Origin of the sequence: Streptomyces sp. P1-3 (assembly GCF_050613155.1) — a bacterium.
Lineage (GTDB): Bacteria > Actinomycetota > Actinomycetes > Streptomycetales > Streptomycetaceae > Streptomyces.
The window spans coordinates 277077-303008 of sequence record NZ_CP192512.1 but is presented as its reverse complement, the minus strand read 5'-3'; the positions used below and the strand labels follow the sequence as shown (position 1 = coordinate 303008).

General features: G+C 72.9%; 8 protein-coding genes and 1 pseudogene (1 of these 9 cut by a window edge). 5 read left to right on the top strand and 4 right to left on the bottom strand.

The window, feature by feature from the left end; genetic code table 11:
• Window positions 1–20 precede the first annotated feature (20 nt).
• The gene (locus tag ACQUSR_RS00990; RefSeq protein WP_431040594.1) at window positions 21–926 is read right to left on the bottom strand and encodes an oxidoreductase; all 906 of its coding nucleotides are present in this window, start codon (window positions 924–926) and stop codon (window positions 21–23) included.
• Window positions 927–1025: 99 nt separating this feature from the next.
• On the opposite strand from ACQUSR_RS00990, the gene ACQUSR_RS00985 reads away from it, so the two are divergent.
• Window positions 1026–1613 (top strand): TetR/AcrR family transcriptional regulator, encoded by a 588-nt coding sequence (locus ACQUSR_RS00985; RefSeq protein WP_431040593.1) that lies wholly within the window; start codon window positions 1026–1028, stop codon window positions 1611–1613.
• A 92-nt stretch (window positions 1614–1705) separates the two neighbouring features.
• On the opposite strand, the gene ACQUSR_RS00980 is transcribed toward ACQUSR_RS00985, so the two are convergent.
• Window positions 1706–2137, bottom strand: coding sequence for a DUF4345 domain-containing protein (locus tag ACQUSR_RS00980; protein WP_431040592.1), 432 nt, complete (start codon window positions 2135–2137; stop codon window positions 1706–1708).
• Window positions 2138–2222: 85 nt separating this feature from the next.
• Here ACQUSR_RS00980 and ACQUSR_RS00975 point away from each other — a divergent pair, with 85 nt between their 5' ends.
• A complete protein-coding gene (locus tag ACQUSR_RS00975; RefSeq protein WP_431040591.1) occupies window positions 2223–2831 on the top strand; it encodes a TetR/AcrR family transcriptional regulator in 609 nt (202 codons plus the stop codon).
• 254 nt (window positions 2832–3085) lie between these two features.
• On the top strand, window positions 3086–3805 hold the full coding sequence (locus tag ACQUSR_RS00970; protein WP_431047310.1) for a 4'-phosphopantetheinyl transferase family protein: 720 nt from the start codon (window positions 3086–3088) through the stop codon (window positions 3803–3805).
• Here the strand turns inward: ACQUSR_RS00970 and ACQUSR_RS00965 are convergent.
• Both ACQUSR_RS00965 and ACQUSR_RS00960 read right to left on the bottom strand, forming a co-directional pair.
• Window positions 3793–5037 (bottom strand): annotated as a pseudogene (locus tag ACQUSR_RS00965) (amidase); the annotation flags it as partial. The gene ACQUSR_RS00970 and the pseudogene ACQUSR_RS00965 sit on opposite strands and share 13 nt — an antisense overlap.
• Before the next feature lie 207 nt (window positions 5038–5244).
• On the bottom strand, window positions 5245–5991 hold the full coding sequence (locus ACQUSR_RS00960) for a thioesterase II family protein (RefSeq protein ID WP_431040590.1): 747 nt from the start codon (window positions 5989–5991) through the stop codon (window positions 5245–5247).
• A 467-nt stretch (window positions 5992–6458) separates the two neighbouring features.
• Between ACQUSR_RS00960 and ACQUSR_RS00955 the strand changes: the two genes are divergently transcribed.
• Both ACQUSR_RS00955 and ACQUSR_RS00950 read left to right on the top strand, forming a co-directional pair.
• Complete coding sequence (locus ACQUSR_RS00955; protein WP_431040589.1) at window positions 6459–21176, top strand: SDR family NAD(P)-dependent oxidoreductase; 14718 nt, start codon at window positions 6459–6461, stop codon at window positions 21174–21176.
• Window positions 21173–25932, top strand: the 5' portion of a protein-coding gene (locus tag ACQUSR_RS00950) for an amino acid adenylation domain-containing protein (protein ID WP_431040588.1). Its footprint extends 17911 nt past the window's final position; the window shows 4760 of its 22671 coding nt (coding positions 1–4760); the start codon lies at window positions 21173–21175; its stop codon lies off the right edge, out of view. Before ACQUSR_RS00955 ends, ACQUSR_RS00950 begins: the two co-directional genes overlap by 4 nt.

Below are 25932 nucleotides of genomic sequence, written 5' to 3'. Positions count from 1 at the left end.
GTATGTCTGGGCTCGCCGCCTCAGGACGGCTGGGAGTGCTCGAGGGTCATGGGGAACGTCGTACCGGTGAGTTCCTCGGACATCGTCCACAGGCGCTTGGCGGCTTCGGGGTCGCTGGCGGCGGGTGAACGACCGACCAGTGTCGGGGTGCCGCGCAGCTCGGCGAAGCCCTTGGGGCCGACGTAGCAGGCTCCGGGCAGATCGTGGGTGGCGGCGTACAGGGTCGGGAGTGCGCCGGCCTCGGGGGCCTGGGCCATCAGCTTGTTGCCGATGAGCAAGGACAGGCGAGCCAGCGGATTGCCGACGTGGCCTTGCAGGTTGGTCGAGGCCCAGCCGGGGTGTGCGGCCAGGGCGCGTACGGGTGATCCCGCAAGGGTGAGGCGGCGCTGGAGTTCCAGGGTGAACAGCAGATTGGCCAGCTTGGACTGGGCGTAGGCGCGCGTCGGGTCGTAGCCGCGGGTGTGGTGGAGGTCGTCGAAGTCGATGGCGCCGATCCGGCGGTGGGCTATCGAGGCCAGGGTCACGACGCGGTCGGTTATGTGCGGCAGGAGCAGGTTCGTCAGCGCGAAGTGGCCCAGGTGGTTGGTGCCGAACTGCATCTCGAAGCCGTCTTTGGTCTGCCGCTGCGGGAGCATCATCACGCCCGCGTTGTTGATCAGCACATCCAGGGGGCCCTGCCAGGAGGCGGCGAACTGCCGCACCGAGGCGAGGTCCGCCAGGTCGAGCCGGCGGACTTCGGTGCTGCCGGTGACCGTCGCGGCGGCGGTGCGGCCCCGGTCGGGATCGCGGACGGCGAGGACGACGTGCATGCCGGCGCGGGCGAGCGCCTGGGCGGTGATGATCCCGAGGCCGCTGTTGGCCCCGGTGATGACGGCCGTGCGGCCGGAGAGGTCGGGGAGGTGGGTGGCGTTCCAGTCGGTACTCATACCTTGAATGTAGGCGTCGACAACAATGGTGTCAACGACAACAATGGTGACGTCGTCAACAATGATGGCGGCGGCAACATCCGGGGTATGCTGGCGGGCATGGTCAAACGCCCCTACCACCACGGAGACCTCCGCTCCGCCCTGCTGATCGGCGCGGAGCGCACCCTGCGGGAGAAGGGCGCCGCTGCGCTTGCCCTGCGGGAACTCGCCCGCGAGGTCGGGGTGAGCCATGCCGCACCAGGGCGCCACTTCAAGGACAAGCAGGCGCTGCTCGACGCGCTGGCGGTGGTCGGCTTCGAACGCCTGGCGAGCTCCCTGGAAGAAGCCGACAACGCCCAGGAAACGCTCGAGCGCCGGCTCGTCGCGTTCGCCAGGACCTACGTGGACTTCGCGCTCCACAACGCTGAACTGCTGGACGTGATGCAGACCCGCAAGTACGACCCGAACGCCCCGGAAGAGCTGACCGCGGCCGTCGACCGCATCATGGCGGCCTTTCTGCGGATGATCGCGGACGGGCAGGACCGGGGCGAAGTCATCCCGGGGGATCCCGCCCGGGTCTCGCTCGTCGCGGTCGCCACCCTGCAAGGCATCGCGACCCTCGTGGCACACCGCTCATTCCCGGACGCCGCCCTGGAGGGCCTCGACGAGGTCGTTCATCACCTGGTCCACGGGCTGGCGCCCCGCTGAAGCCCGGTCCGGTCCGGGGCGGTGAAGCCTGGACCGCAGGACCGTTCCTTCAGGGGACCCCTTCGTCATGCGGGTCGAGACGCTTGAGGATGTCAGCGGCAGGCCGAACCGCCGCTCGGCGATGCCGAGGGTACGCCGGTAGGCGTCTTCTCCTCAGCGTCCGCCAGCCAGAAGAGCAGCGGTGACAGCACCAGCTCGACGACTGCCAGCGCCACCTGGAACCAGTGCGGCCATCCGTGCGCGGCGAGCGACAGCAGCCGCCCGAGCGCACCCAGCAGGAACACCCCGGCCAGCCATCGCACCGCCGTCGCGGGGATCGGTGACTGCCGGGCCGCCCAGAGCCAGCCGAGGCCGTACCCGGTGAAGATCGCGCCGAAGAACCGCCCGAGGCTGTCGACCGTCGGGCCGGCCGAGCCCGCGCCCGGGATCGAGGCGTTCCCGAGCAGTACGTGGAAGAGCCCGATCGCCACGCAGGCGTACCCCATCGCCAGTACGAGCACCCGGAGCACCTTGGCCTTGACCATCACCGGCCATCACCCCTCCGTTAGTAGACGCGTGTCCATCAGGCTACGGCGGACTAGTAGACACGTGTCAAGTAACATGCAACTCGTGCCTCCCCGTCAGCGACTCAGCCCCGCCGAACGCCGCGCCCAGCTCCTCGGCGTCGCCGCGCGGCTCTTCGCCGCGCACCCGTACGACGAGGTGCTGATGGAGGACGTCGCCGAGCGCGCCGGGGTCTCCCGCGCGCTGCTCTACCGGCACTTCCCGAGCAAGCGCGACCTCTTCGCCGCCCTCTACCAGCAGGTGGCCGGGCAACTGCTCGCCAAGACCCGGCTCGACCCCGCCGACACCCTGGTAGAGCAGCTCACCGAGGGCTTGGACGCCCATATCGAGTACTTCGCGGAGAACCGCAACACCGTGCTGGCGGCGAACCGCGTGCTCGCCGGCGACCGCCTGGTCCAGACGATCATCGCCGACGAACTCGACGCCCTGCGCGAGGGGTTGCTCGGCGTGCTCCCGCTCGCCGACGACAGCACCCGGGAGGCCGTTTCGGGCGTTCTGAAGAGCTGGCTGGTGTTCGTCCAGGTGCTGTGCGTGGACTGGCTCACCAAGGAGACCTGCACCCGTGCCGAACTACGTGACGTGTGTATCGGTGCGGTACTGGGCGCCATCCGGCCCCTTCTTGACGAGGACCCGGCTCCGGACTGGCCCCGCTGAAGACGAGATCGCCGGCGGGGTTGTGTCGTCGTCGCGCGGAGCCTCCAGCGTCGCTCGCGGCTCACGTAGAGTGTCCGGACGCGCGTCCGCGCGCGCCGGGCCGTCGTACGGCGGACGCGGAGATCAACGCGGACAGGGACGCGGTGGGCAAACAGGGAAGCGGTGTGGACGAGGGCGGGAAGAGCGGGCGTCACGGCCCCGGCGGCGACGGCGGGAGGAGCCCGGGTGGCCTGCTCGCGGCGAGCCCTGGCGGCCTGCTCACAGCGCTTCTCCCTGAGGACGTGGCGGTGTCCGAGCTGTTCACCGATCCGCCGGATGTCGCCTTGTTCCCGCAGGAGGCCGAGGTCGTGGCGGGCGCCGTCGCGTCGCGGCGAAGGGAGTTCGCGACCGTACGGCGCTGCGCGCGCACCGCGCTGGCCCGGATCGGGGTGGCGCCGGGGCCGATCCTGCCGGCCCGGGAAGGCCCGCCGTGGGCGCATCGCGCGCCGCGCTGGCCGGACGGCGTCGTGGGCAGCATGACCCACTGCGACGGCTACCGCGCCGCGGCGGTCGCCCGGCGCACCGCGGTCGCCTCGGTGGGCGTGGACGCCGAACCGAACGTCCCCGTGCCGCGGCGTGTGCTGGAGCTGACCGCGCTGCCCGAGGAGCGCGACATCCTTCACCGGCTCGCCGCGGCCGCCCCCTCGATCGCCTGGGACCGGCTGCTGTTCAGCGCCAAGGAGAGCGTCTTCAAGGCGTGGTACCCGCTGACCGGGCGGTGGCTCGACTTCAGCGAGTGCGTGATCGTCCCCGATCCGGACCGCGGGACCTTCGCCGCGATCCTCAAGGTCCCCGGACCGGTGCTCTCCGGTGTGCACGTCGACCGCTTCGACGGGCGGTGGCGCGGCCTGGCCGCCGAGGGCACCGGCCCCGGCCACCTGGCCACGGCGGTCGTCGTGCGCGACGAGGGCGTGGCGCGCGTTCAGCCGACGTAGGCCGGCGGCTGCCGGTCCTGCCACGGTACGGCCTGCTCCAGCTGGGCGGCCACCTGGAGCAGGAGGTCCTCCCTGCCGTGGGCGGCGACGAGTTGCACCCCGATGGGCAGCCCTTCGACGCTCTGGCCGAGGGGCAGGCTGATGGCCGGGTTCCCCGAGACGTTGAACGTGGCGGTGAACGGGCCGTACGTGAAGATGCGGCTCAGCCATGAGCGGACCGAGTGGCCCGGGTCGTCGTAGTCCAGGGTGCCGTGCGGGGCGGGCAGCGCGGCCAGCGTCGGGGTCACCAGCACGTCGTACTCCTGGAAGAACCGGCCCACGGGGCGGGTCACCCGGTTCTGGGCCTCCATGGCGGTCATCACATCGAGCGCGGTGAACGCCTCGGTCTCCGCGAGGACGCGCCGCGACACCGCTTCGAGTGACGAGGCGTCAGGCCTGCGGGGCGCGCCCTTGAGCACCGCGCCACCCGTGGTGACGGCGGTCAGCATGGCGGCTTCGACGACCGCCTCGCCGTCGACGTCCAGCCGCGTCTCGGTCACCGTGTGACCGATCCATTCCAGGACCTTGCCGACGGTCACCGCCGTCTCGGCGACCTGCGGGTCCACGGACCCGCCCGTCCACGCCGAGGTGGTCAACGCCACGCGCAGCCGCCCGGGGTCGGTACGGACGGCCTCGGCGTACGGGCGTGCCGGGGGAGGCGCCTGGTACTTGTCGCCGACCGCCGGTGCGCAGACCGCGTCTAGCAGGAACGCCGTGTCCCGCACGGTGCGGGTGACCGCGAACTCGACGAGCTGCCCGAAGGCGACCTCGCCGCCCAGCGGGCCGCACGGGGTGCGGCCGAGGCTCGGCTTGAGACCGACCAGGCCGCAGCAGGACGCCGGAACGCGGATGGAACCGCCCGCGTCGTTGGCGTGAGCCAGCGGCACCGCGCCCGCGGCGACCAGCGCGGCCGAGCCGCCGCTCGACCCGCCCACCCCGCGACCGGGATCCCAGGGATTGCGTGTCGGACCGTAACGCACCGACTCGGTCGAGAAGCTCAGCCCGAACTCCGGCGCGGTGCTCTGCCCGAGCGCCACCAGGCCGGCCGCGCGGAACCGCGCCATCAGGTCGTGGTCGACCACCGCGTAGGCGCCGTTGATGCTGCGGCTGCCGATGGTGAACGGCACACCCTGCGCGAAGGGGCCGCTGTCCTTGATGACGAACGGAACCCCGCCCAGCGGCCCGTCGGGCTCATGAGCCAGCGACGGGTCGAACAACGGCCGGGTCAGCGCGTTGAGATCGGCGTCGGCCCGCTCCAGCGCGCGCCGCGCGGCCTCCTCCACCTCGGCCGCGCTCACCTGCCGCGACCGGATCAGCTCACGCAGACCGACCGCGTCGAAGGACGCGTATTCGTTGAGTTCCAGCGGTCCCAGCTCCTTGCTTCTGTCGCCGACGGACGGTCAGCGCCGCGCCGCCGCGGCGTCGATGTGCGCGGCGATCTCCTGGACGACGGTCTCGGCGTGGGCGGTGATGAAGAAGTGCCCACCCGTGAAGACCCGGAGACGGAACGGTGCCACGGTGTGCCGCGCCCAGGCCCTCGCCTCACCGAGCTCCACCAGCGGGTCGTCATCGGCCGTCAGCACGGTGACGGGGCAGTTCAGCGGCGGCCCCGGCCGGTAGCGGTAGGTCTCCACGGCACGGTAGTCGCCGCGCATGGCGGGCAGAACCAGGCGCAGCATCGTCTCGTCGGCGAGCACCCCGGCGTCGGTGCCGCTCAGCCGCCGGAGCTCGCTGATCAGCCCCTCGTCGTCGCGCAGATGGACCTGCTCGTCGCGATGGGTGGAGGGGGCCCGGCGCCCGGAGGCGAACAGCCCCAGCGGGACGATGCCTCGCGCTTCGAGCCGCCGCGCCACCTCGAAGGCGATGGTGGCACCCATGCTGTGGCCGAACAGGGTCATCGGGCGGTCCGCCCAGGGCGTCAGCTCATCGGCGATGAGGTCCGCCAGCGTCGGGATGTCGTCGACGCAGGGCTCGTTCATGCGGTCCTGCCGGCCCGGGTACTGCACCGCCAGGACGTCGACCCCGGGAGCCAGGGCGCGGGAGACGGGGAAGTAGAACGTGGCGGACCCGCCTGCGTGCGGGAAGCACACGAGCGAGGTGCCCGCCTCGGGGGCAGGGTGGAACTGCCGGATCCAGGCACGACTCATGGGTAATCCCCCACAATCTTTACCTCTTCTTCATATAACTGGTCGCCGGGCAGCGGCTACCCTAGGGCCTTGGTCAGGGCGGCGTGCCGTCGGAGGGGGGGCCTCCCGTCGACGCGCCAATCCGGCCATCGGTTACGATTGGCGCAGTTCGCATCTAGGGTACATTTCGGACTTGTTGCATCTTCTGCGGGCTTCCCCGTGATTCCTGCCTGGTCTCACCAGGGCGCGACTCCGTCGCATCGACGGCATCAAGATCAAAAAGTGGGAACAGTTCGCGATGGGCCGACTCGTATTCGGGGAAATGCTCGCGCGGAGTTGACCGGAACAGCCCTTCGGGGCGAGAAAGAAAGAGGGGCGTTCGGCCACGACCAAGTGCCGGGCGCGGGGGGTAGGGGGCGGACTCAGTCATGCTGCACGAGCGCAATGGTACGATTCGTCATGCCCGGCTCTCCGATATTCCGCGGCTTGTGGAGCTGGAAAAGCTCTGCTGGTCCGAGGAGCTGCGGGTCTCCGAACAGACGGTCAGGCAGCGGCTTTTCTCGCACCCCATCGGCCAGTTCGTCGTCGAATCCGAGGACGAGGTCTGGGGCATCATCTATTCCCAGCGCATCGAAAGCGCGGACGACCTGCTCTCCGTACGGTTCGACACGGCGGACCGATTGCACCGGCCCGATGGTGCCATCGCCCACGTACTCTCCCTCAACATCGATCCCCAGAAGCAGAGCTTCGGCTTCGGTGACCTGCTGCTCGAGCATCTGCTGACGTGGTGCCACGAGAGCGGGACCGCGGAGACGGCCGTGGGAGTGACCCGGTGCAGGGACTTCAGCAGACACCCGGGGATCGCGCTTCCTGATTACATACGCGCGACCAACGCGCAGGGGCGCTGCCTCGACACCGTTTTGCGCATGCATCAGCTGCACGGGGCTCAGATTCGCCGCCTCGTCCCGGGATATCGGCCCGGTGATCTCGTCAATGAAGGAAACGGCGTCCTCGTCGCGTACGATCTCCCGCGCCGTTCGGAGCGGGTCCGGCAGCTCACGCGGGACGCCGTCACGGCCCCTCGCGACATTCCTCCGGCCGACCGGGTGGCCGCCGACCTGATCGAATTCTTCGACGAGATACTCGGTGGCGCCGGTGAATACGAGGGAATTGAGCGCCCGTCGGAAAACCCGCTGGAGAGCCCGCTTTTCGAGCTCGGCTTCGATTCCGCGAGCCTTCTGGATCTACAGGAGAAGATCCAGACCCGATATGGAATCCCGCTCGAATCACTCTTCTTCTTCGAGCACAGCACCGGCGCGCGGATCATCGAATACCTCGACGGCCTGAGGGGCGAGGAGCCGCGTCCCCCGGCCACCGCCGCGCCCACCGCTTCCGGAGCCGCGCGGGACGGGGACGGGGCCCAGGCGCAGGACGACGCCCGCGACATCGCGATCATCGGCATGGCGTGCCGACTGCCCGGCGGCATCGAGGACCCCGCCGGCCTGTGGCGGCTCCTCGAAGAGGGGCGCTGCGCGGTCGGGACGCTCCCCGAAGGCCGCTGGCAGTGGCCCGACGGGACCGGCCCCGACACGCACCCCGGCATCGACCGCGGCGGCTTCGTCGCCGACGCCGGGTGCTTCGAGGCGGGCCTGTTCCGGATCACGCCCCGCGAGGCACAGCGCATGGACCCGCAGCAGCGCTGGATGCTGGAGCTGTCCTGGGCCTGCCTGGAGGACGCCGGATATCCGGCGAGCAAGGTCGCGGGCGCGCCGATGGGCGTGTTCGTCGGCGCCAGCGGCTCGGACTACCAGCGCGCCATGGACACCCAGCGGCTCCCCACGCGGGCGCACAGCGGACTGGCGACCTCCATGGCGGTCATCGCCAACCGCGTCTCGTACTTCTACGACCTGCGCGGCCCGAGCGTCCAGCTGGACACGGCGTGCTCCAGCTCACTGGTGGCCGTGCACACCGCCGTCCGCGCGCTGCGCTCCGGGGAGTGCGAGACCGCCCTGGTCGGCGGCGTCAACGTGCTGTGCCACCCCGCCAACAGCGTCGCGTACCACCAGGCGGGCATGCTGTCGCCCGACGGCCTGTGCAAGACCTTCGACGCGTCCGCCAACGGCTATGTGCGCTCCGAGGGCGGTGTCGTCCTGCTGCTGAAGCCGCTCGCCACGGCACTGGCCGACGGCGATCACGTGTACGCCGTCATCAAGGGCAGCGCCACCAACCACGGCGGTCAGGCCGGCGGCCTGACCGTACCCAGCGCCGCCATGCAGGCGAGCCTGGTCGAGGCGGCGCTGGCCGACGCGGGGGTGACCGCCTCCGACATCGGTTACGTCGAAGCGCACGGCACCGGAACCGCACTCGGCGACCCGATCGAGGTCCAAGGGCTCACCCGGGCCTTCGCCGGCAGCGGCGGCGCGCCCTGCGCGATCGGATCGGTCAAGACGAACCTGGGGCACCTGGAAGCGGCCGCGGGCATCGCAGGACTGCTGAAGACCGTGCTGTCCATGCGGCACAAGACGCTGCCCGCCTCGCTCCACTACACGCGGCGCAACCCGCAGATCACCTGGGACGGCACGCCGTTCACCGTCGTGGAACGGCTCACCGACTGGGAGCACGGCGGCCGGACGGCACGCCTCGCCGGGATCAGCAGCTTCGGCTCGGGCGGCAGCAACGCCCATGTGATCGTCGCGGAGCCGCCCGCCGGCACCCACCGGCCGAGCGCCGCCGAGGACGAGGAGCCCGGCGCGGCCGCCGCCCTCCGGCCGATCGTCGTGCTGTCGGCGGAGAGCGAAGCGCAACTCGTACGGCAGGCGGAACTCCTCCTCGCCCATCTGCGGGCCGAGCGGTCGGCAGGAACAGGACCCACCGACGCCGACCTCATGGATCTGGCGTACACGACCCAGGTGGGCCGAGAGGCCCTGACCGTGCGGCTCGGCCTGCTGCCGACGGGCGTGGCCTCGCTCGAATCGCTCCTGGAGGCCGTCGTGCCGGGAGCCGACGTGCCGCCGACCGCCGTCCTGCGCGGACGGAGACGGCCACGGCGGAACGGCGCGACGGCCCAGACCGCCGCCGTCCCGGGCGCCGATGCCGAGAAGCTGCTCGCCGCCTGGGTCCAGGGGGAGAACGTGGACTGGGAGCGGCTCTACGAGGGCGCCGCACGCCCGAGACGCGTACCGCTGCCCACCCACGCCTTCGCCAAGAAGCACTACTGGCTCGACCTCGAAACGGCCGCGGACGCACCGGGGAACGACCGGCGGCCCCCGCTGCCCCGACTGCTCCGACGCGAGCCCTCCTCCGCCACGACGCACGGCGCGGACGGCGCCGCCTTCGCCGCCACGTTCACGCCGCGCGACTTCTTCCTGCGCGACCACCGGGTGGGCGGCGAGCCCGTACTGCCCGCGGTCGCCTACCTGGAGATGGCCCGTGAGGCCGTCGCCCGCACGCTGCCCGGGGCGGACGACGGGACCGCGACGCTGTGCCTGGAGAACGTCGTGTGGTCGCGGCCCATCGTCGTCGGTGACGAGGACCGCACGGTGCGCACCGTCCTCACGCGGGAGGCGCCCGGCTCGTACGGCGGCGGGGACGGCACCGACGAACGGGTGTCGTACGAGATACGCACCGGCCCGCCCTCCGGCGAGGCGCACGTGGTGCACTCACGAGGCGTGGGTACGCGCCGACGCCCCGCCAGCCGGCCACCAAACCTGGACATCGAGGCGCTGAAGTCCCGTACGGACACGGTGGTGCTCGACATCCAGGAGTACTACGAGAGGCTGCGCGCCGCCGGACTGGACTACGGCGACGCCCACCGCGCGCTGCGGGACATACGCCTGGGCGACGGCGAGTCGCTCGCCTCCCTCGCCCTGCCGGACTCCGTGGCCGACACCCGGCACGACTTCGTCCTGCACCCCAGCATCCTCGACGGCGCCCTTCAGGCGGCGTTCGCTCCCGAGGTCCACGCGGCCCGGGAGGCCGGGACCTGGAGCGCCCCCCTGCCCTTCGCCCTCGATCGCCTGGAGGTGTTCGGGCCCACCCCGGCTTCCGCGTACGTGTGGATACGCGAGGTGCCGAGCGCATCGCGTCACGCGCGGCGGTGGGACCTCGACCTCTGCGACGAGCAGGGCGGGATCTTCGCGACTCTACGGGGCTACTCCATGCGGAAGACCACGGAGCCGGCCGAAGCTGCGGCCACGGGTGAAGTGACGGCCACGGGTGAAGTGACGCTGTTCCGGCCCGTATGGCGTGCACAGCCCGCCGTGTCGGCACCGGGTACGGACCCGGGCCACACGGTGCGCCTGGTCCTCGCCTGCGGCTTCGAGGACCAGCTGGCCGACCTCCGGGCACGCGCGCCGCACCTGACCTTCCTGGAGCGGCCCGAGGACATCGAGTCCGCCGCACACGGCGCGGAGGCCGTCACGGCCCACGCCGTGGAACTGCTCCGCGTGGTCAAGGGCCTGCTGCTCGCCAGGCCGGCCGACCCGGTCCTCCTTCAGGTCCTGACGCCCGCGCACGGCGAGCCGGCGCTGCACCAGGCGCTCTCCGGCCTGTTGAAGACGGCGCAACTGGAGAACCCCGCCCTCAACGGGCAGGTCATCGCGGTACCCGCCGACTCCCCGGCCCCGTATCTGGCCGAGAGACTGGAAGAGGACGGCCGCGCGCCGAAGGACCAGCGGATCAGCCACGGCGACGGTCTGCGCAGGGTCCTCCACTGGGAGCCGCTCGCCGAAGTCGAAGTCGAAGTCGAAGCCGGGTCGGAAGACGACGCCGGAGCCGGAGCCGCGCCAGGGGCGAAGCCGGCGCGGCCGGTGCGGTGGCGCGCCGGGGGCGTGTACCTCATCACCGGTGGTGCCGGCGGCCTGGGCCTGATCTTCGCCGAGGAGATCGCCCGCCGCGCGAAGGGCGCCGTGATCTGCCTGACCGGCCGGTCCTCGCTCGACCCGGCCAAGGAGACGGCGCTCGGCGCCCTGCGCGCCATCGGCGCGAAGGCCGAATACCACGTCCTGGACATCTGCGACGAGCGCGCCACCGAGGAACTCGTCGCCGAGCTGACCCGGCGCCATGGCGGGCTCCACGGCGTCATCCACGCCGCAGGCGTGATCCACGACAACTTCCTGCTGAACAAGCCCGTCGCGGAGCTGCGCCGCGTGCTGGCGCCGAAGCTCGGCGGGTGCCGCAGCCTGGACGAGGCGACGAAGGACGCGGAACTGGACTTCTTCGTGCTGTTCTCGTCCATCATGGGCGCGACCGGCAACGTGGGCCAGGGCGACTACGCCCTCGCCAACGCCTTCCTCGACGAGTTCGCGCGGCATCGCGGCGCGCTCGTCGACGCGGGCGAGCGCGGCGGCCGAACGGTGGCCATCGGCTGGCCGCTCTGGCAGAGCGGGGGCATGGGCGCTGACGCCGCCACCCGTCGCGCCCTGCGGGTGCGCAGCGGGCTGCTTCCCATGACGACCGAGGCCGGTGTCATGGCCTTCCACCGCGCTCTGGACAGCGGTGAGACCAGCGTGGTCGTCGGAGCGGGGGAGGAGAGGCAGCTGCGTGCCCTCCTGGCACCGGAGCACGACCGGGGCGGACCGGCAGACGCCGACCAGCGTGGGTATGGCGACCAGCGGCATGGGCAGGACGACGACCGGCGCGGGCACCACGGCGACGGGCGGGGGTCCGATCGCGCCGGGACCGCGCATGACGAGTCGGCGCCCCGCGCCGGCGCGCCGGCCCCGCGCGACGACCGCGCGCTCGGAGCGCGGACGGTGCGCTTCCTCCAAGAGGAGCTCTCCCGGCTCACCGGGCTGCCGGCGTCCGAGATCGACGCGGAGGAACCGCTCGGCTCCTACGGCATGGACTCGATCCTGGCGACCGAGCTGACGGCCGGGCTGGAGAAGACGTTCGGCTCGCTGTCCAAGACCTTGCTGTTCGAGTACCACACCCTCGCCGAGCTGGGCACGTACTTCACCGAGCATCACCGGCCCGCACTGGAGGCGATGTTCGCGCCGTCCGACGCCGCCGACGTCCCGGCCCCCGCGCCGGCCCCGGTCCCCGAGGCGGCTCCCGCCGTCGCGAGCGCCTCTCTGCCCGCCGCACCACCGCCGTCGTCCGACGCGCTGGACATCGCGATCATCGGCCTGTCCGGCCGCTACCCCGAAGCCCGCGACCCGCGCGAGTACTGGCAGAACCTGCGGGACGGACGCGACTGCGTCGTCGAGGTCCCCGCGGACCGCTGGGACTGGCGCGCGTACTACTCCGAGGACCGCGCACTGCCCGGCCGCCACTACAGCAGGTGGGGCGGGTTCATCGCCGAAGTCGACCGCTTCGACCCGCTGTTCTTCAACATATCGCCGCACGAGGCCGATTACCTGGACCCTCAGGAGCGGCTGTTCCTGGAGCACGCCTGGACGGCCATGGAGGACGCGGGCTACACCCGCCAGCGCCTGCGGCGCGCGGACGGCGAAGCGGGCCCCGGCCAGGTGGGCGTGTACGCCGGGGTGATGTGGGGGCAGTACCAACTGCTGTTCCCGGGCGGGGCCGCCGCGGGGGGCAACCCCAGCGCGATCGGCAGCAGTTACGCGAGCGTCGCCAACCGCGTCTCCTTCGCGATGGACCTGCACGGACCCAGCATGACCGTGGACACCATGTGCTCCAGCTCGCTCACCGCGGTGGAGCTGGCCTGCCGCGACCTGTGGCAGGGCCGCACCACACTGGCGTTCGCGGGTGGCGTGAACGTGACTGTGCACCCGAACAAGTACCTGGCCCTCAGCACGGGAGGGTTCATCTCCGGCAAGGGGCACTGCGAGAGCTTCGGCATCGGAGGAGACGGCTACATCCCCGGCGAGGGCGTCGGTGTCGTCCTGCTGAAGCCGCTGCGCGACGCCGAGCGCGACGGCGACCACATCTACGGCGTCATCAAGGGCAGCGCCATGTCGCACGGCGGGCGCACCAACGGCTACACGGTCCCCAATCCACGGGCTCAACAGGCCGCTGTCCAGGGCGCGTTGGGCGAGGCCGGGGTGGACCCCAGAACCATCAGCTACGTCGAGGCGCACGGCACGGGAACCAAGCTCGGCGACCCCATCGAGATCACCGGGCTGAGCCAGGCGTTCAGGGCCGCCGGCGGTGGTGCGGGCGCGGGGACCGGAGCCGGTACGGACGCGGACCGGCGCCAGTACTGCTACCTCGGTTCGGCCAAGTCCAACATCGGGCACTGCGAGAGCGCCGCGGGGATCGCCGGGCTCACCAAGGTCCTGCTCCAGCTGGAGCACGGTCAGATCGCCCCTTCGCTGCACTCCGAGACGCTGAACCCCAACATCGACTTCGCCGACACCCCGTTCGTCGTCAACCAGGAACTGCGCGACTGGGAGCGGCCCGTCGTCGACGGGCGCACCCACCCCCGGATCGCCGGAATCTCGTCGTTCGGCGCCGGCGGTTCCAACGCCCACCTGATCGTCGCCGAGCACGTCGACCGGCGCCCGGCTCCGGCCGTGGTGGCGCGCACGCCGATGCTCTTCCCGCTCTCCGCCAAGAACGAGGACCGCCTGCGGGCGTACGCGGGTGAACTGCTGCGTTTCGCGCGCGAGGCGGAGTCCCCGGCCGCCGGGCCCGGGAAGGCCACCGCGGCGGACCTGGCGTACACGCTCCAGACCGGACGCGAGGCCATGGACGAGCGCCTCGGCGTCGTCGCGGACTCCTTCGGGGCGCTCGCCGAGAAGCTGGAGCGGCATCTGGCGGGCGACGAGTCCACCGAGGGCCTGTACCGGGGCAACGCCAAGCGTGACAAGGACGCGCTGTCGCTCATCCCCGCCGAGGAGCTCGCGGAGACCGTCGAAAGGCTGGTGGAGCGCGGCAAGCTGGACAGGCTCGCCGAACTGTGGGTGCGCGGTGCGGCACCGGACTGGCAGGGACTGCACGCCCGTACGCGTCCCGCACCCCGCGTGATCAGCGCGCCGACCTATCCGTTCGCCCGCGAACGGCACTGGATACCCGAGACGGTGGCGACCGCGGCGGGCACGACCGCGTCCGTCACCACCCCGGCGGGCACGACGGCATCGGTCACCACCGCGGTGGGCACGACGGCCGGGGCACCCCCGGCCGTGGGCGGGCCGGAGCGCGCGGGCGCGCCCGGCACGGTGCTCTTCCTGACCAAGCGGTGGCGCGAGACCCCGCTCGGTTCCGCCCGGGTGCGGCACACCTCGGTCATCGTGCTGCACGACCGTGCGACGCTGCGGCTCGCCGAGGCCCTGGCGGAGCTGTTCGACGACGCCACGCTGCTGGCGGCGGAGGCCTCCGACGCCGAAACCGTCCTCGCGCGGCACATCGGGGACCGCACCGCGTGGATCGATCTCACCGGGCTCACCGAGGGCACCGACGCCGCCCCGACCCACCCGGCCGGCGACCCCGGTCCCTCCGGCCGGCTCCTGGCCCTCCTGCAGAGCGCCCTCGACGCCAAGGCGTCGAGAGACATCCGCCTGCTGTTCGTGACCCAGGGCCTGGAGTCACCGCAGACGCGCGCCCGGGCGGACGCCGGTCACCGGGTGAACCTCGCCGGTGCCGCGCGCGCCGCGCTCTACCGGATGCTCCAGAGCGAGTACCGGGGCCTCACCTCCTGCCACGCGGACCTGGACCCCGCCGTGCGCGACGACGCCGAACTCGCGGCCGTCATCCACCGAGAACTCGGCGACGACGGCGGCGCGGCGGAGGTCTGCTACCGCGCCGGAGTCCGCCACACCCCCGTACTGGCCGAGACCGCACCGGGCGCGGCGCCGACCGCGCCGCCGTCCTTCGCCGCCGGTGAAGTCCTGCTCGTGACCGGTGGCACGCGCGGCCTCGGGCTGCTGTGCGCACGGCATCTGGTCGACCACTACGGCGTACGGCGGCTCGTCCTGACGGGCCGTGAGTCCCTGCCGCCGCGCCGCCTGTGGGCCGACCCCGACGCCTGCCCGCCCTCGGCCCGCGAGAAGATCGACGCCGTCCTGGCACTGGAGGCGAAGGGCGTCGAGGTGCGCGTCCTCGCGCTGCCGCTGGACCACGCCGACGAGGTCGCCTCGGCCATCGCGACGATCGAGTCGACACTGGGACGGATCGCCGGCGTCATCCACGCCGCGGGACTGGTCGACACCCGCAACCCCGCGTTCGTCCGCAAGCCCGTCGCCGACATCGCCCGGGTCGTCTCACCGAAGATCGACGGCACCCGGAACCTGCTGGCCGCCCTCGACGCGCGGGCGCTGCGGTTCGCCGTCCTCTTCTCCTCGGTCTCCGCGGTCGTCCCCACGCTGGGCGTCGGGCAGAGCGACTACGCGATGGGCAACGCGTACATGGACTACTTCGCCCAGGCGCACGCCGCGGACCTTCCGGTCACCAGCGTCCAGTGGCCGAGCTGGCGGGAGGCCGGTTTCGGCGAGGTCAGGAACCAGGCGTACACCGACAGCGGGCTGCTGAGCATCACGAACGCCGAGGGGCTGGCGTTCCTGGACGACATCCTCACCGCGCGACGCGGCCCCGTCGTCATGCCGGTCCGGGTCGACCCCGACCGCTTCGACCCCGGCGCGCTGCTCGGCGGCGCCCGGCCGGCGCCCGCGGCGCGCACCGGTGGCGCCGCTCCCCGCACCCCCGCTCCCCATACGCCCGCCACGGCCCCCGCCCCCGCCGCTCCCGCGCCCCACGCCGCCTCCCTCCGGGAACGGCTCACCGGCTTCCTCGGCAGTACGTTCGAAGGTCAGCTCGGGCTCAGGCCGGGCCAGTTGGACGAGGACACGTCGTACGCGGATTACGGCGCCGACTCCATCCTGCTCGCCCAGGTGCTCCAGCGGATCCGGCAGGGCCTGGAGATCGAACTCGACCCGTCCACCCTGCTGGAGTACCCGACCCTGAGCGAACTCGCGGCATGGCTGCTGACAGCGTACGAGGCGGAGATCGCCGCGCGGTTCGGTGACGACCCGCAGCCGGCCGGCAGCGACGACCAGCCGCAGTCGGCCGACGGCGGCGACGAGCCGCGTCCGGTCGGCAGCAGCGACGAGCCGGTGGTGGACGCACCCGGCGTACCGGACGCGCGGCCAGCGGCCGCCGGCGGCGCCGGCGGGCGCGACACGGCCGTCGCCGTCGTCGGCATGGCCTCCCGGCTCCCCGGCGCCCCCGACGTCGGCGCGTACTGGGACCTGCTCTCCCGGGGCCGCTCCGCCATCCGCGAGGTTCCCGGCAGCCGGTGGGGGCGGGCGACGGGCTTCCGCGCCGGACTGGTCGACGACGTGTTCGGCTTCGACGCCGGGTACTTCATGCTGCACGCCGAGGACGTCCGCGCCATGGACCCGCAGGCCCTGGTGCTGCTGGAGGAGAGCCTCAAGGCGGTCCACCACGCCGGTTACCGGCCCGAGGAGCTGGAGGGCACCCGCACCGGCGTGTACGTCGGGGCCCGCAGCCGGAGCCGCACGGACGACGCCCTCGTGGGAGAGGCCCGCAACCCGATCATGACGGTCGGACAGAACTACCTGGCGGCCAATGTTTCCCAGTTCTTCAACTGGCACGGCCCCGCCATGGTCATGGACACGGCCTGCTCCTCCTCACTGGTGGCGATGAAGGTGGCCGCCGACGCGCTGGCGGCGGGCTCGGTCGACCTGGCGCTGGTCGCAGGCGTCAGCCTGCTGGCGGACCCCTCCGCCCACGAACTGTTCCACCGCCGCGGACTGCTCCGGCAGGACGGGGAGTTCCACATCTTCGACCGCCGCGCGGGCGGCGTCGTGCTGGGCGAGGGCGCCGGAGTCGTCGTCCTCAAGCCGCTGGCCCAGGCCGAGCGGGACGGCGACACGGTGTACGCCGTGATCGAGGGCATCGCCATCAACAACGACGGCCGGACCGCCGGACCCGCCACCCCGAATCCGGCCGCCCAGAAGCAGGTCATGCGCGAGGCGCTGCGCCAGGCGGGCTGCCGACCGGACCAGGTCGGCTACCTCGACGTCAACGGCTCGGGCTCCGAGATGACCGACCTCCTCGAACTCAAGGCGATCGAGGCGGTGTACGGCGAGGGCCGCACCGCACCGCTGCGCCTCGGCTCGATGAAGCCCAACATCGGGCACCCGCTGTGCGCCGAGGGCATCGCCGCCTTCATCAAGGTCACGCTCATGCTGCACCACCAGCGGACGGTGCCGTTCCTGTCGGGCGAACAGCCCATGGAGCACTACACGATCGACCCCGACCGCCTGGACTTCCCCCGGCACGCCGCCGCGGTGGACCTGCCGTACGCGGCCTTGAGCAGCTTCGCCGACGGCGGCACCAACGGGCACGTCGTCCTCGGGCGCGGCGGGCCCGGCCGCCGCGGCCCGGTGGCGCCCCCCGAGCTCGACCGCAGGGACGTACGGGCGGGCGAGCGGGCCGACGGCTCCGCACGGCCCCTGGTGTGGACCCGGCGCGTCGACGCGCGGGACGCCGTCCTCGACGGCCACCGGGTCTACGGCCGGCGGCTGCTGCCCGGGCTGGCGTGGATCGACCTGCTGTACGGCTGCTTCGCGGAGCTCGCACCAAAGGTGCCGTACGCCGAGTTGGCCCTCCGGGGGCTCTCGATCTACCGGCCGCTGTCCGTGGACGCCGACGGCGCCGTGGAGATCCGGGTCGAGGCGCGCCCCGAGGGCCCGGACACCTGGCGGATCACGGTGACCGACGCCGCGCCGCACGGCTCCGGACCCGGCTCGGCCCACGGCACCACCCGTGACACCGCGCACGGCACCGCTGTCGGCCCCGACCCGGCCGCGACGCCGTACATCACGGCCGAGATGCGGCGGACCGGGGACGCCGCCGTCTACGACGCCACGGTCCCGGCCGAGGTGCTGGCCGTCCTGCGCGCCGCCGACGGGCGGACCCGCGACCTGGAAGAGGTCTATCGCGGCTTCCGGGCCGAGGAACTCGTCCACTCGGGGCTGATGAAGGCGGTCGGCGCGGCCTACACGGCGCCGGAGGACGTCTGGCTGCGCGTGGCCGTCGACGAGCACGCCGCGAGCGGCGACCCGGACCGGCGGGAGCGGCTGTTCCACCCCGCGCTGATCGACGGCAGCGCCGTGGCCGCCAGCGCGGTGGCCCTCGGCGGGGCGACGGCGGGCGATGCCCCGGCCGGCGGGGAGCGGCGCCTGTTCCTGCCGCTCTTCTACGGGTCGTTCCGGGCCGGCGCGCCCCTGGGGCGCGCCTGCTACACGCGCGTACGACGCGACGCGGTCGAACGGCGGGGCGAACTGCTCACCTTCACCATGGAGTTCTTCGACCCGGAGGGGCGAAAGATCGGCGAGCTGGCGGACCTCACCACGAAGGCGGTGCGCGACGCCGGGCACATCGACCCCGCCCGCCGCCGCGACGCATCGGCCGGTGCCGAGGCCGAGACCGGTGACCAGGCCGGGACCGGGACCGGTCCCGGCGCCGAGAACGGGACCGGTACCGAGGCCGGAACCGGTGACCAGGCCGGAGGCGGGGCCCTCTCCGCCGAAGCGGCCACCGCGGTCGTGGCCTCGGTCGTCGCCGACCAGCTCGGCATCCCGGCGGACCAGGTCGGCACGCACACGAGTTACTACGCGCTGGGCCTGGACTCGGCCACCCTGCTGCGGACGGCCCAGCAGATCGGGGAGCGGCTCGGGTCGGCGCTGTCGCCGACGCTGATGTTCGAGCACCCCACGGTCGCCGAGCTGGCCGCGCACCTCACGCACCACCACCGGCCGCCCGCGCAGCCCCCGGCGCCCGCGCCGGCCGCCCGCGTCGTGGAGCGGCCCGCAGTACCGGCGCCCGAAGCCGACCAGGGCGACATCGCGATCGTCGGGATCGGCGGCCGGTACCCGAAGGCGGGCAGCGCCGCGGAGTTCTGGGAGAACCTCAAGGCCGGACGCGACTGCGTCACCGAGGTGCCCGAGAGCCGGTGGCCGCGCGACACCTTCCAGGGGGAGCGCACCCCGTCGGGGCGGAAGATGTCCGCCTGGGGCGGGTTCCTCGACGACGCCGACTGTTTCGACGCCGAGTTCTTCGGGATCGCGGCGGACGAGGCGGCCCTCCTCGACCCTCAGGAGCGGCTGTTCCTGGAGGTGTGCTGGGAGGCCGTCGAGGACGCCGGACACACCCCTGCCGGTCTCACCGGGGCCGGCGGGGAGGGCCCGCGCCGGGCGGTCGGCGTCTTCGCCGGAGTCATGCACAAGGACTACGTGCTGGTGCAGCACGACGCGGCGGGCGGCGGCGCCGCGGGCGGCGGGAGCGGGCACGCCCCGCTGTCGTTGAACGCCGCGTCCATCGCCAACCGGGTCTCGCACTTCTGCGACTTCCGCGGCCCGTCCATGGCCGTCGACACCGTGTGCGCCTCCTCGCTGAGCGCCGTGCACCTGGCGGTGGAGAGCCTGCGGCGCGGCGAGTGCCACGCCGCCCTCGCGGGCGGTGTGAACCTCTCGCTGCACCCGGGCAAGTACCGGACGTACGGCGCACTGGAACTGCTCGCCGGTGACGTGCCCGCCCGGTCGTTCGGCGGCGGGGGAGACGGCTACGTCTCCGCCGAGGGCGTCGGAGCCGTGCTGCTGAAGCCGCTGAGCCGGGCGCTGGCGGACGGCGACGCCGTCTACGCCGTCATCAAGGGCACCGCCGTCAACCACTCCGGCAGGACCCCCGGCATCCGGGTTCCGTCGGTCGCCGCCCAGGCGGACCTCATCGAGGACTGCCTCGACCGGGCCGGGATCGACCCCGCGTCGCTCGGCTACCTCGAAGCCCACGGCACGGGTACCGAGATCGGCGACCTGATCGAGGTCCAGGCGCTGCGGCGGGCCTTCGAGAAGCACACGGACGCCAAGCGGTTCTGCGCGCTGGGCTCGGTCAAGTCCGCCATCGGGCACGCGGAGGCGGCGGCCGGGATCAGCGGCCTGACCAAGGCGGCGCTCCAGCTTCACCACAAGACCCTGACCCCCCTGGTGCGCGCGGAGCGGCCCAACCCGTACCTCGATCTGGACGACTCGCCGTTCCGCCTCCAGACCGAGCTGGCGGAGTGGACGGTGGAGGCGGCCGGGACCGGGTGGGGAGCGCCGCGCCGGGCCGGGGTGAGCGCGTTCGGCGCCACGGGCGCCAACGCCCATGTCGTCCTGGAGGAAGCGCCGCGCGAGCCCGGCGGCGCCGCGGCGAGCGGCATGCGGGACGGCGCACCGGCGCCCGTGCTCGTACCGCTGTCGGCGACGGACGGAGAACGGCTGCGCGCCTACGCCGAGAAGCTGCTGCGCTTCCTGGAGTCCAAGGAAGGCGCGGCGGTGGACCCGGTGGCGCTGGCGCACACCCTCCAGACCGGGCGGGTGGCGCTGGCGGAGCGCGCGGTGATCCTGGCGTACGGCCTGGACGAGGTGAAGGACGCCCTCGACGCCCTGGCACGCGGTGCCGACCCCGGCGGCGACACCGTGTGGCGCGGCCGCGTCGGCGAACAGCCCCTGGAAGCACGGCTGCTGGACGAGGACGACCTGCGGGCGGAACTGGTCGGCCGTTGGTCGGCGCAGGGCAAGTGGGGCAAGATCGCCGAGCTCTGGATCGGGGGCCACGCCGTGGACTGGCGCGCCCTGAACGGGGGAGCGGCACCACGCCGCCTGCACCTGCCCACGTATCCCTTCGCCAAGCGGCGCCACTGGGTCACGGAGTCCGGGAAGAACCGGACGCCCGAACCGGAGCGGCACGCCGTGCCCGAACCGGAGCGGCACGCCGCCGACCGGGCTCCCACCGACGGCGGGCCCGCGAGCGGCGCCGTCCGCTGGCGGTTCGTGCCGGAGGGCGAGCCGCTGCCCGCCCGGCCGGGACCGGCCGAGACGGCCCGCCCCGAGCCCTCGCCCGAGGAGAAGGCGCGCGGCTTCCTGCGCCAGCTGGTCGCCGCGCGCCTGGGGCGACCGGTCCGGGAGATCGGCCCGCACACGGGTCTGATCGAGCTGGGGCTGACGTCGCTGGGGGCCGTCGGGCTCACCAGGGACCTGGCCGCGACGATCGACCCCGCGTTCCTGCCCAGCGTCCTGTTCGAGCACGGCACGATCGCCGAGACGGCCGCCTATCTGGCCGCCCGGCGCCCCGCCGCGCTGGCCCGCCTGGTGGCCACGAGCACCGAGGAACCACCACGCCCCCAGCGGGTGGACGGCCCCCAGCCGGAGGTCCTGGCGGTGCTTGAGCGCCTGCGCACCGGCGCCCTGCACCTGGACGACGCCATCGCGCTCCTCGACACAGAGAGAAACGAGAAGTGAAGCACGAGATCGACGCTCTCATCGCGGAGTACCGGGCGGGCAGGGTCAGCGGCGGCGAGGTCGCGGAGCTGCTGCGCGAGCTGCGGCAGGGTTCGCGGGGGCGGGCGCTGCCCGGCACCGCGGCGCGCACCTACGGGCTCTCCGAGGCGCAGCGGGGCCTGTGGGCGCTCCAACGGGCGTACCCGGACATGGCCGCGTACAACGTGCCGCTGTGCTTCCGCGTCGCGGACCTCGATGTGCCGCTCTTCCAGGAGGCGTGCCGGGTGCTGGTGGCACGCCATCCGGTGCTCAGCACGGTGATCCACCGGGAGGGGGACACGCCGCTCCAGTCGGTCGACCCCGCCAGGGAGCCCGACTTCGCCAGGGTCGACCTCACCGGCGTCGCCGACGAGGACGAGGCGCTGGCCGTCGTCCGGCGCGAGAGCAAGCGGGCGTTCACCATGGACGGGACGTCGGCGGACGACGCGGAGGGCCTGTTCCGGGTCCGCGTCTTCGACCGCCCGCAGGGCGAGTCGATCGTCCTGATCACCGTCCACCACGTCATCTTCGACGGCAGTTCGGCGAACCTGCTGATGAGCACGTTGTTCGAGGCGTACGGGGCGCTGTCGGCCGGGTCCGGTGCGGCGCGGGCGCCAAGGGACGGGACCGGGGCGGGCCTCCACGACTTCGTGGCCGAGGAGCGGCGGACGCTGGCCGAGCGGGGCCGGGAAGCGCTCCCGTACTGGCGCGACCGGCTCGCCGGACCGCTGCCCGTCCTGGACCTGCCCACCGACCGCCCACACACGGCTCTGGCGGACCGCTTCGCCGGCGACACCCACGTCTGCCGGGTGCCCGCCGAGCTGGTCGCGCGGATCAGGGAACTGTCGGCCGCGCGGGGGGTCTTCGTCTCGACCGCCCTGCTCACCGCCTACGCGGCGACCCTGGCCTCGTACTCCGAGCAGAGCGAGCTGGTGGTCGGGATGCCGGTGAACGAGCGCGGGGAGGCGCTCGCCGGAGCCATGGGCCTGATGATCAACATGGTGCCGGTCCGGGTGGCGGTCCCGGCGGAGTCACCGTTCGAGCGGCTGGTCGCGGCCGCACAGCGGGACGTCGCCGACGACATGCTGCACGGTTACCCCTTCCCCGCGCTGCTCGGGGAACTGCCGTCGCAGACGCCCCCCGGGCGGTCCCCGGTCTTCCAGACCGCGTTCGTCTACCAGGACGTGCTCGACGGCATCGCCGGGCCCGACCGGCCGTACCGGCTCGTCGAGGAGCTGCACCAGGAGGGCGAGTACGAGCTCTCGCTGGAGGTGTGGGGCAGTGGAGACGCCTTCACCCTGTACTGGACGTACCAGCCGGAGCTGTACGGCCGCGCCTTCGTCGAGGAGTTGGCGGAACGTTTCCTGCGCGTCCTGACGGCCGTGTGCGACGAGCCGGCGACGTCCCTGGGCCAGCTGCGCGGACGACTCGCGGGGCCGGAGACCGGCGGTGACCGCTGCGTGCACGACCTGGTCGAGGCGGCGGCCCGCCGCACCCCCGACGCGGTCGCGGTGGCGAGCCAGGAGGAGGTGCTGACGTACGAAGCGCTCAGCGGTCGCGGCGACGCCCTCGCCGCCTGCCTCGTCGCCCGCGGAGTCACCCCGGGCGACCTGGTGGCCGTCCTGCTGGACCGATCGGCCGAGATGGTCGTCGTGCTGCTGGGGATCCTCAAGGCGGGCGCGGCCTATGTGCCCCTCGACCCTGAGCTGCCCGCCGCCCGGCTGACCGACATCGTGGCGGACAGCCGCACGGCCCTGATCGTGACCCAGGCCCGCCACAAGGACCGCGCCCAGGAACTGCTCGACGGCCGTCCGCGCGGCGGAGCCGACGCTCCGCCGCCCGCCTCGCTCCTGGTGCTCGACGAGCAGCGCGCGGAGCTCGCGGCAGCGGCCCGCACCGGGCCGGTCCGCGCCCCGGTGACCGGTGACGACCTCGCGTACGTCATCTACACCTCCGGCAGCACCGGACGCCCCAAGGGCGTGATGGTCCCCCACCGCGGCTTCACCGACCTGCTGGACGCGATGCGGCGCGAGCCGGGCATGAGCGCGGCGGACACCCTGTTCGCCGTCACCACCGTCAGCTTCGACATGGCCCAGGTCGAACTGTTCCTGCCGCTGGTCGGCGGTGGGCGCTGCTACGTCTGCGACAGCCCGACGATCAAGGACGCGGAGCGCCTCAAGGAACGGATCGGCCGGGTCCGGCCCACCGTCATGCAGGCCACCCCGGCGACCTGGAGCATGCTCTTCCACTCGGGCTGGCGCAACCGCGAGGGCGTGCGGGTCCTCAGCGGGGGCGAGGCGCTGCCGAGGACGCTCAAGGAGTACTTCCGCGACACCGGCACCGAGGCCTGGAACCTGTACGGGCCGACGGAGACGACGGTCTACGCGACGGGCGGACGCGTCCGCCACGACGCGCCCACCACCATCGGCAGGCCGATCGCGAACACCCGGGTCCTCATCCTCGACGAGCGGCTGCGCCCGGTTCCGGCGGGCGAGAGCGGGGAGCTGTGCGTCGCCGGGACCGGAGTCGCCCGGGGGTATGTGAACCGCCCCGACCTCACCGCGGAGAAGTTCATCGACCATGACCTCGTGCCCGGCGGCAAGCTCTACCGCACCGGCGACCTCGCCCGCTGGACCGAGGACGGCGAGATCGACTACCTGGGCCGGATGGACTTCCAGGTGAAGATCCGGGGCTACCGCATCGAACTGGGCGACATCGAGTACCACCTGAGCAGGCACCAGGACATCGCCGAGTGCGTCGTGGTGGCGCGCGGCGAGGACGGTGCCAAGCAGCTCGTCGCGTACTACGTCCCGCGCCCGGGGCGGCCCGCGGGCGACCCCTCCGGGGTCTTCAAGGAACATCTGCGGGCGCTGCTTCCGGCGTACATGGTCCCCGACTTCTTCGTCGCCATCGACGCCGTCCCGTTGACGGGCAGCGGCAAGGTGGACCGCAACGACCTGACGCGGCGCAAGGTGTCGCTGGCCCCCGCCGCGGCTCCGGCCGCCACGGAGCCGGTGACCCGCCCGGTGCCCGTCGCCGGCGCCGAGGACGAGGTCCTCGCCTGCTGGCAGGAGGTCCTGAAGGTGCGCGACCTCGCCCCGACCGCCTCCTTCTTCGACGTGGGCGGCAACTCGCTGTCGGCCGTGGTGCTCGCCGACCGGATCAGCCGGCGGCTGGGCGTGCCGTTCGCGGCCGCCGACCTTTTCAAGTACACCACCGTGCGAGCCATCGCCGCGTACGCGAACGCCGAGACCGCCCGGCGCGCCGGATCAGCCGACAGCACCGAGTCCGCCGGGACCGCCGAGTCCACCGACGCCGCCGGGACCGCCGAGTCCGCCGACGCCGCCGCGACCGCCGAGTCCGCCGACGCCGCCGCGACCGCCACGTCGCCCGCTCCCGCGTCCCCGGCCGTGGACGTGCCCGACGACGCGGTGGCGATCGTCGGCATCGCCTGCCGCTTCCCCGGCGCCCGCGACCACTGGGAGTTCTGGGAGAACCTCAAGCGCGGCGACGAGGCCGTGCGCCGCTGGACCGAGGAGGAGCTGCGCCGGGCCGGCGTCCCCGAGCGCGTGCTGCGCGACCCGGCCTATGTGCCGGTGCGCTCCTCCCTGGACGGCAAGGAGGAGTTCGACGGAGAGTTCTTCCGGCTCTCGCCGAACCACGTGGAACTGATGGACCCGCAGTTCCGCCAGCTCCTGCTGCACGCGTGGAAGGCCGTCGAGGACGCGGGGTACGACCACCGCGACATCCCGGACACCGCCGTCTACGTCTCCACCGGCAACCACTTCTACGGCGCTCCGGCCGAGACCGCCGAGACGCCCGCCGCCGTCCTGGAGGACCCCCGGCAGTACCTGTCATGGGTCATGAGCCAGAGCGGCACGGTCGCCTCGATGGTCTCGTACCAGCTCGGCTTCGGCGGCCCGAGCATGTCCGTCCACTCGAACTGCTCCTCCTCGCTGACCGCGATGGCGCTGGCGGCCCGCGCGGTGACCTCCGGCGAGTCGGAGTTCGCCCTGGTGGCCGCGGCCTCGGCGAGCAGCGCCGACGGCCTCGGCTACATCCACCAGCCGGGCCTCAACCTCTCCGGCGACGGCCGGGTCAAGGCGTTCGACGCCGACGCCGACGGCATGGTCGGCGGCGAGGGGGTCGTGGCGCTGCTGATCCGCCGGGCGGCCGACGCCGTCGCCGACGGCGACCACGTCTACGGACTGCTGCGCGGTATCGCGACCAACAACGACGGCGGCGACGCCACCGGCTTCTACAGCCCCAGCGTCAACGGGCAGAGCCGGCTCATCCGGACCGTTCTGGACCGGACCGGCATCGACGCCCGCTCCATCGGCTACGTCGAGGCCCACGGCACCGGCACGAAGCTCGGCGACCCCGTCGAACTGGCCGCGCTGACCGAGGCGTACCGCGAGCACACGGACGAGACCGGCTACTGCGGCATCGGCTCGGTGAAGTCGAACCTCGGCCACCTCGACACGGCGGCCGGGCTCGCGGGCAGCGTCAAGGTACTGCTCAGCCTCTACCACGGGCAGCTTCCGCCGACGCTCCACTACACCCGGCCGAACCCCCAACTGCGCCTGGAGAACTCGCCGTTCGAGGTCGTCGACCGGCTGCGCGACTGGCCGGCGGGAGCGGCCCCGCGCCGGGCCGCGCAGAGCTCCATCGGACTCGGCGGGTCCAACGCGCACGCCGTCTTCGAGCAGTACACCCGCGACGGCGGCGCCCGGGCGCA

Excerpts from the sequence above, each read along its gene's own strand:
- ACQUSR_RS00990 (WP_431040594.1), bottom strand. The coding sequence starts at position 926 with ATGAGTACCGACTGGAACGCCACCCACCTCCCCGACCTCTCCGGCCGC.
- ACQUSR_RS00985 (WP_431040593.1), top strand. The coding sequence starts at position 1,026 with ATGGTCAAACGCCCCTACCACCACGGAGACCTCCGCTCCGCCCTGCTG.
- ACQUSR_RS00980 (WP_431040592.1), bottom strand. The coding sequence starts at position 2,137 with ATGGTCAAGGCCAAGGTGCTCCGGGTGCTCGTACTGGCGATGGGGTAC.
- ACQUSR_RS00960 (WP_431040590.1), bottom strand. The coding sequence starts at position 5,991 with ATGAGTCGTGCCTGGATCCGGCAGTTCCACCCTGCCCCCGAGGCGGGC.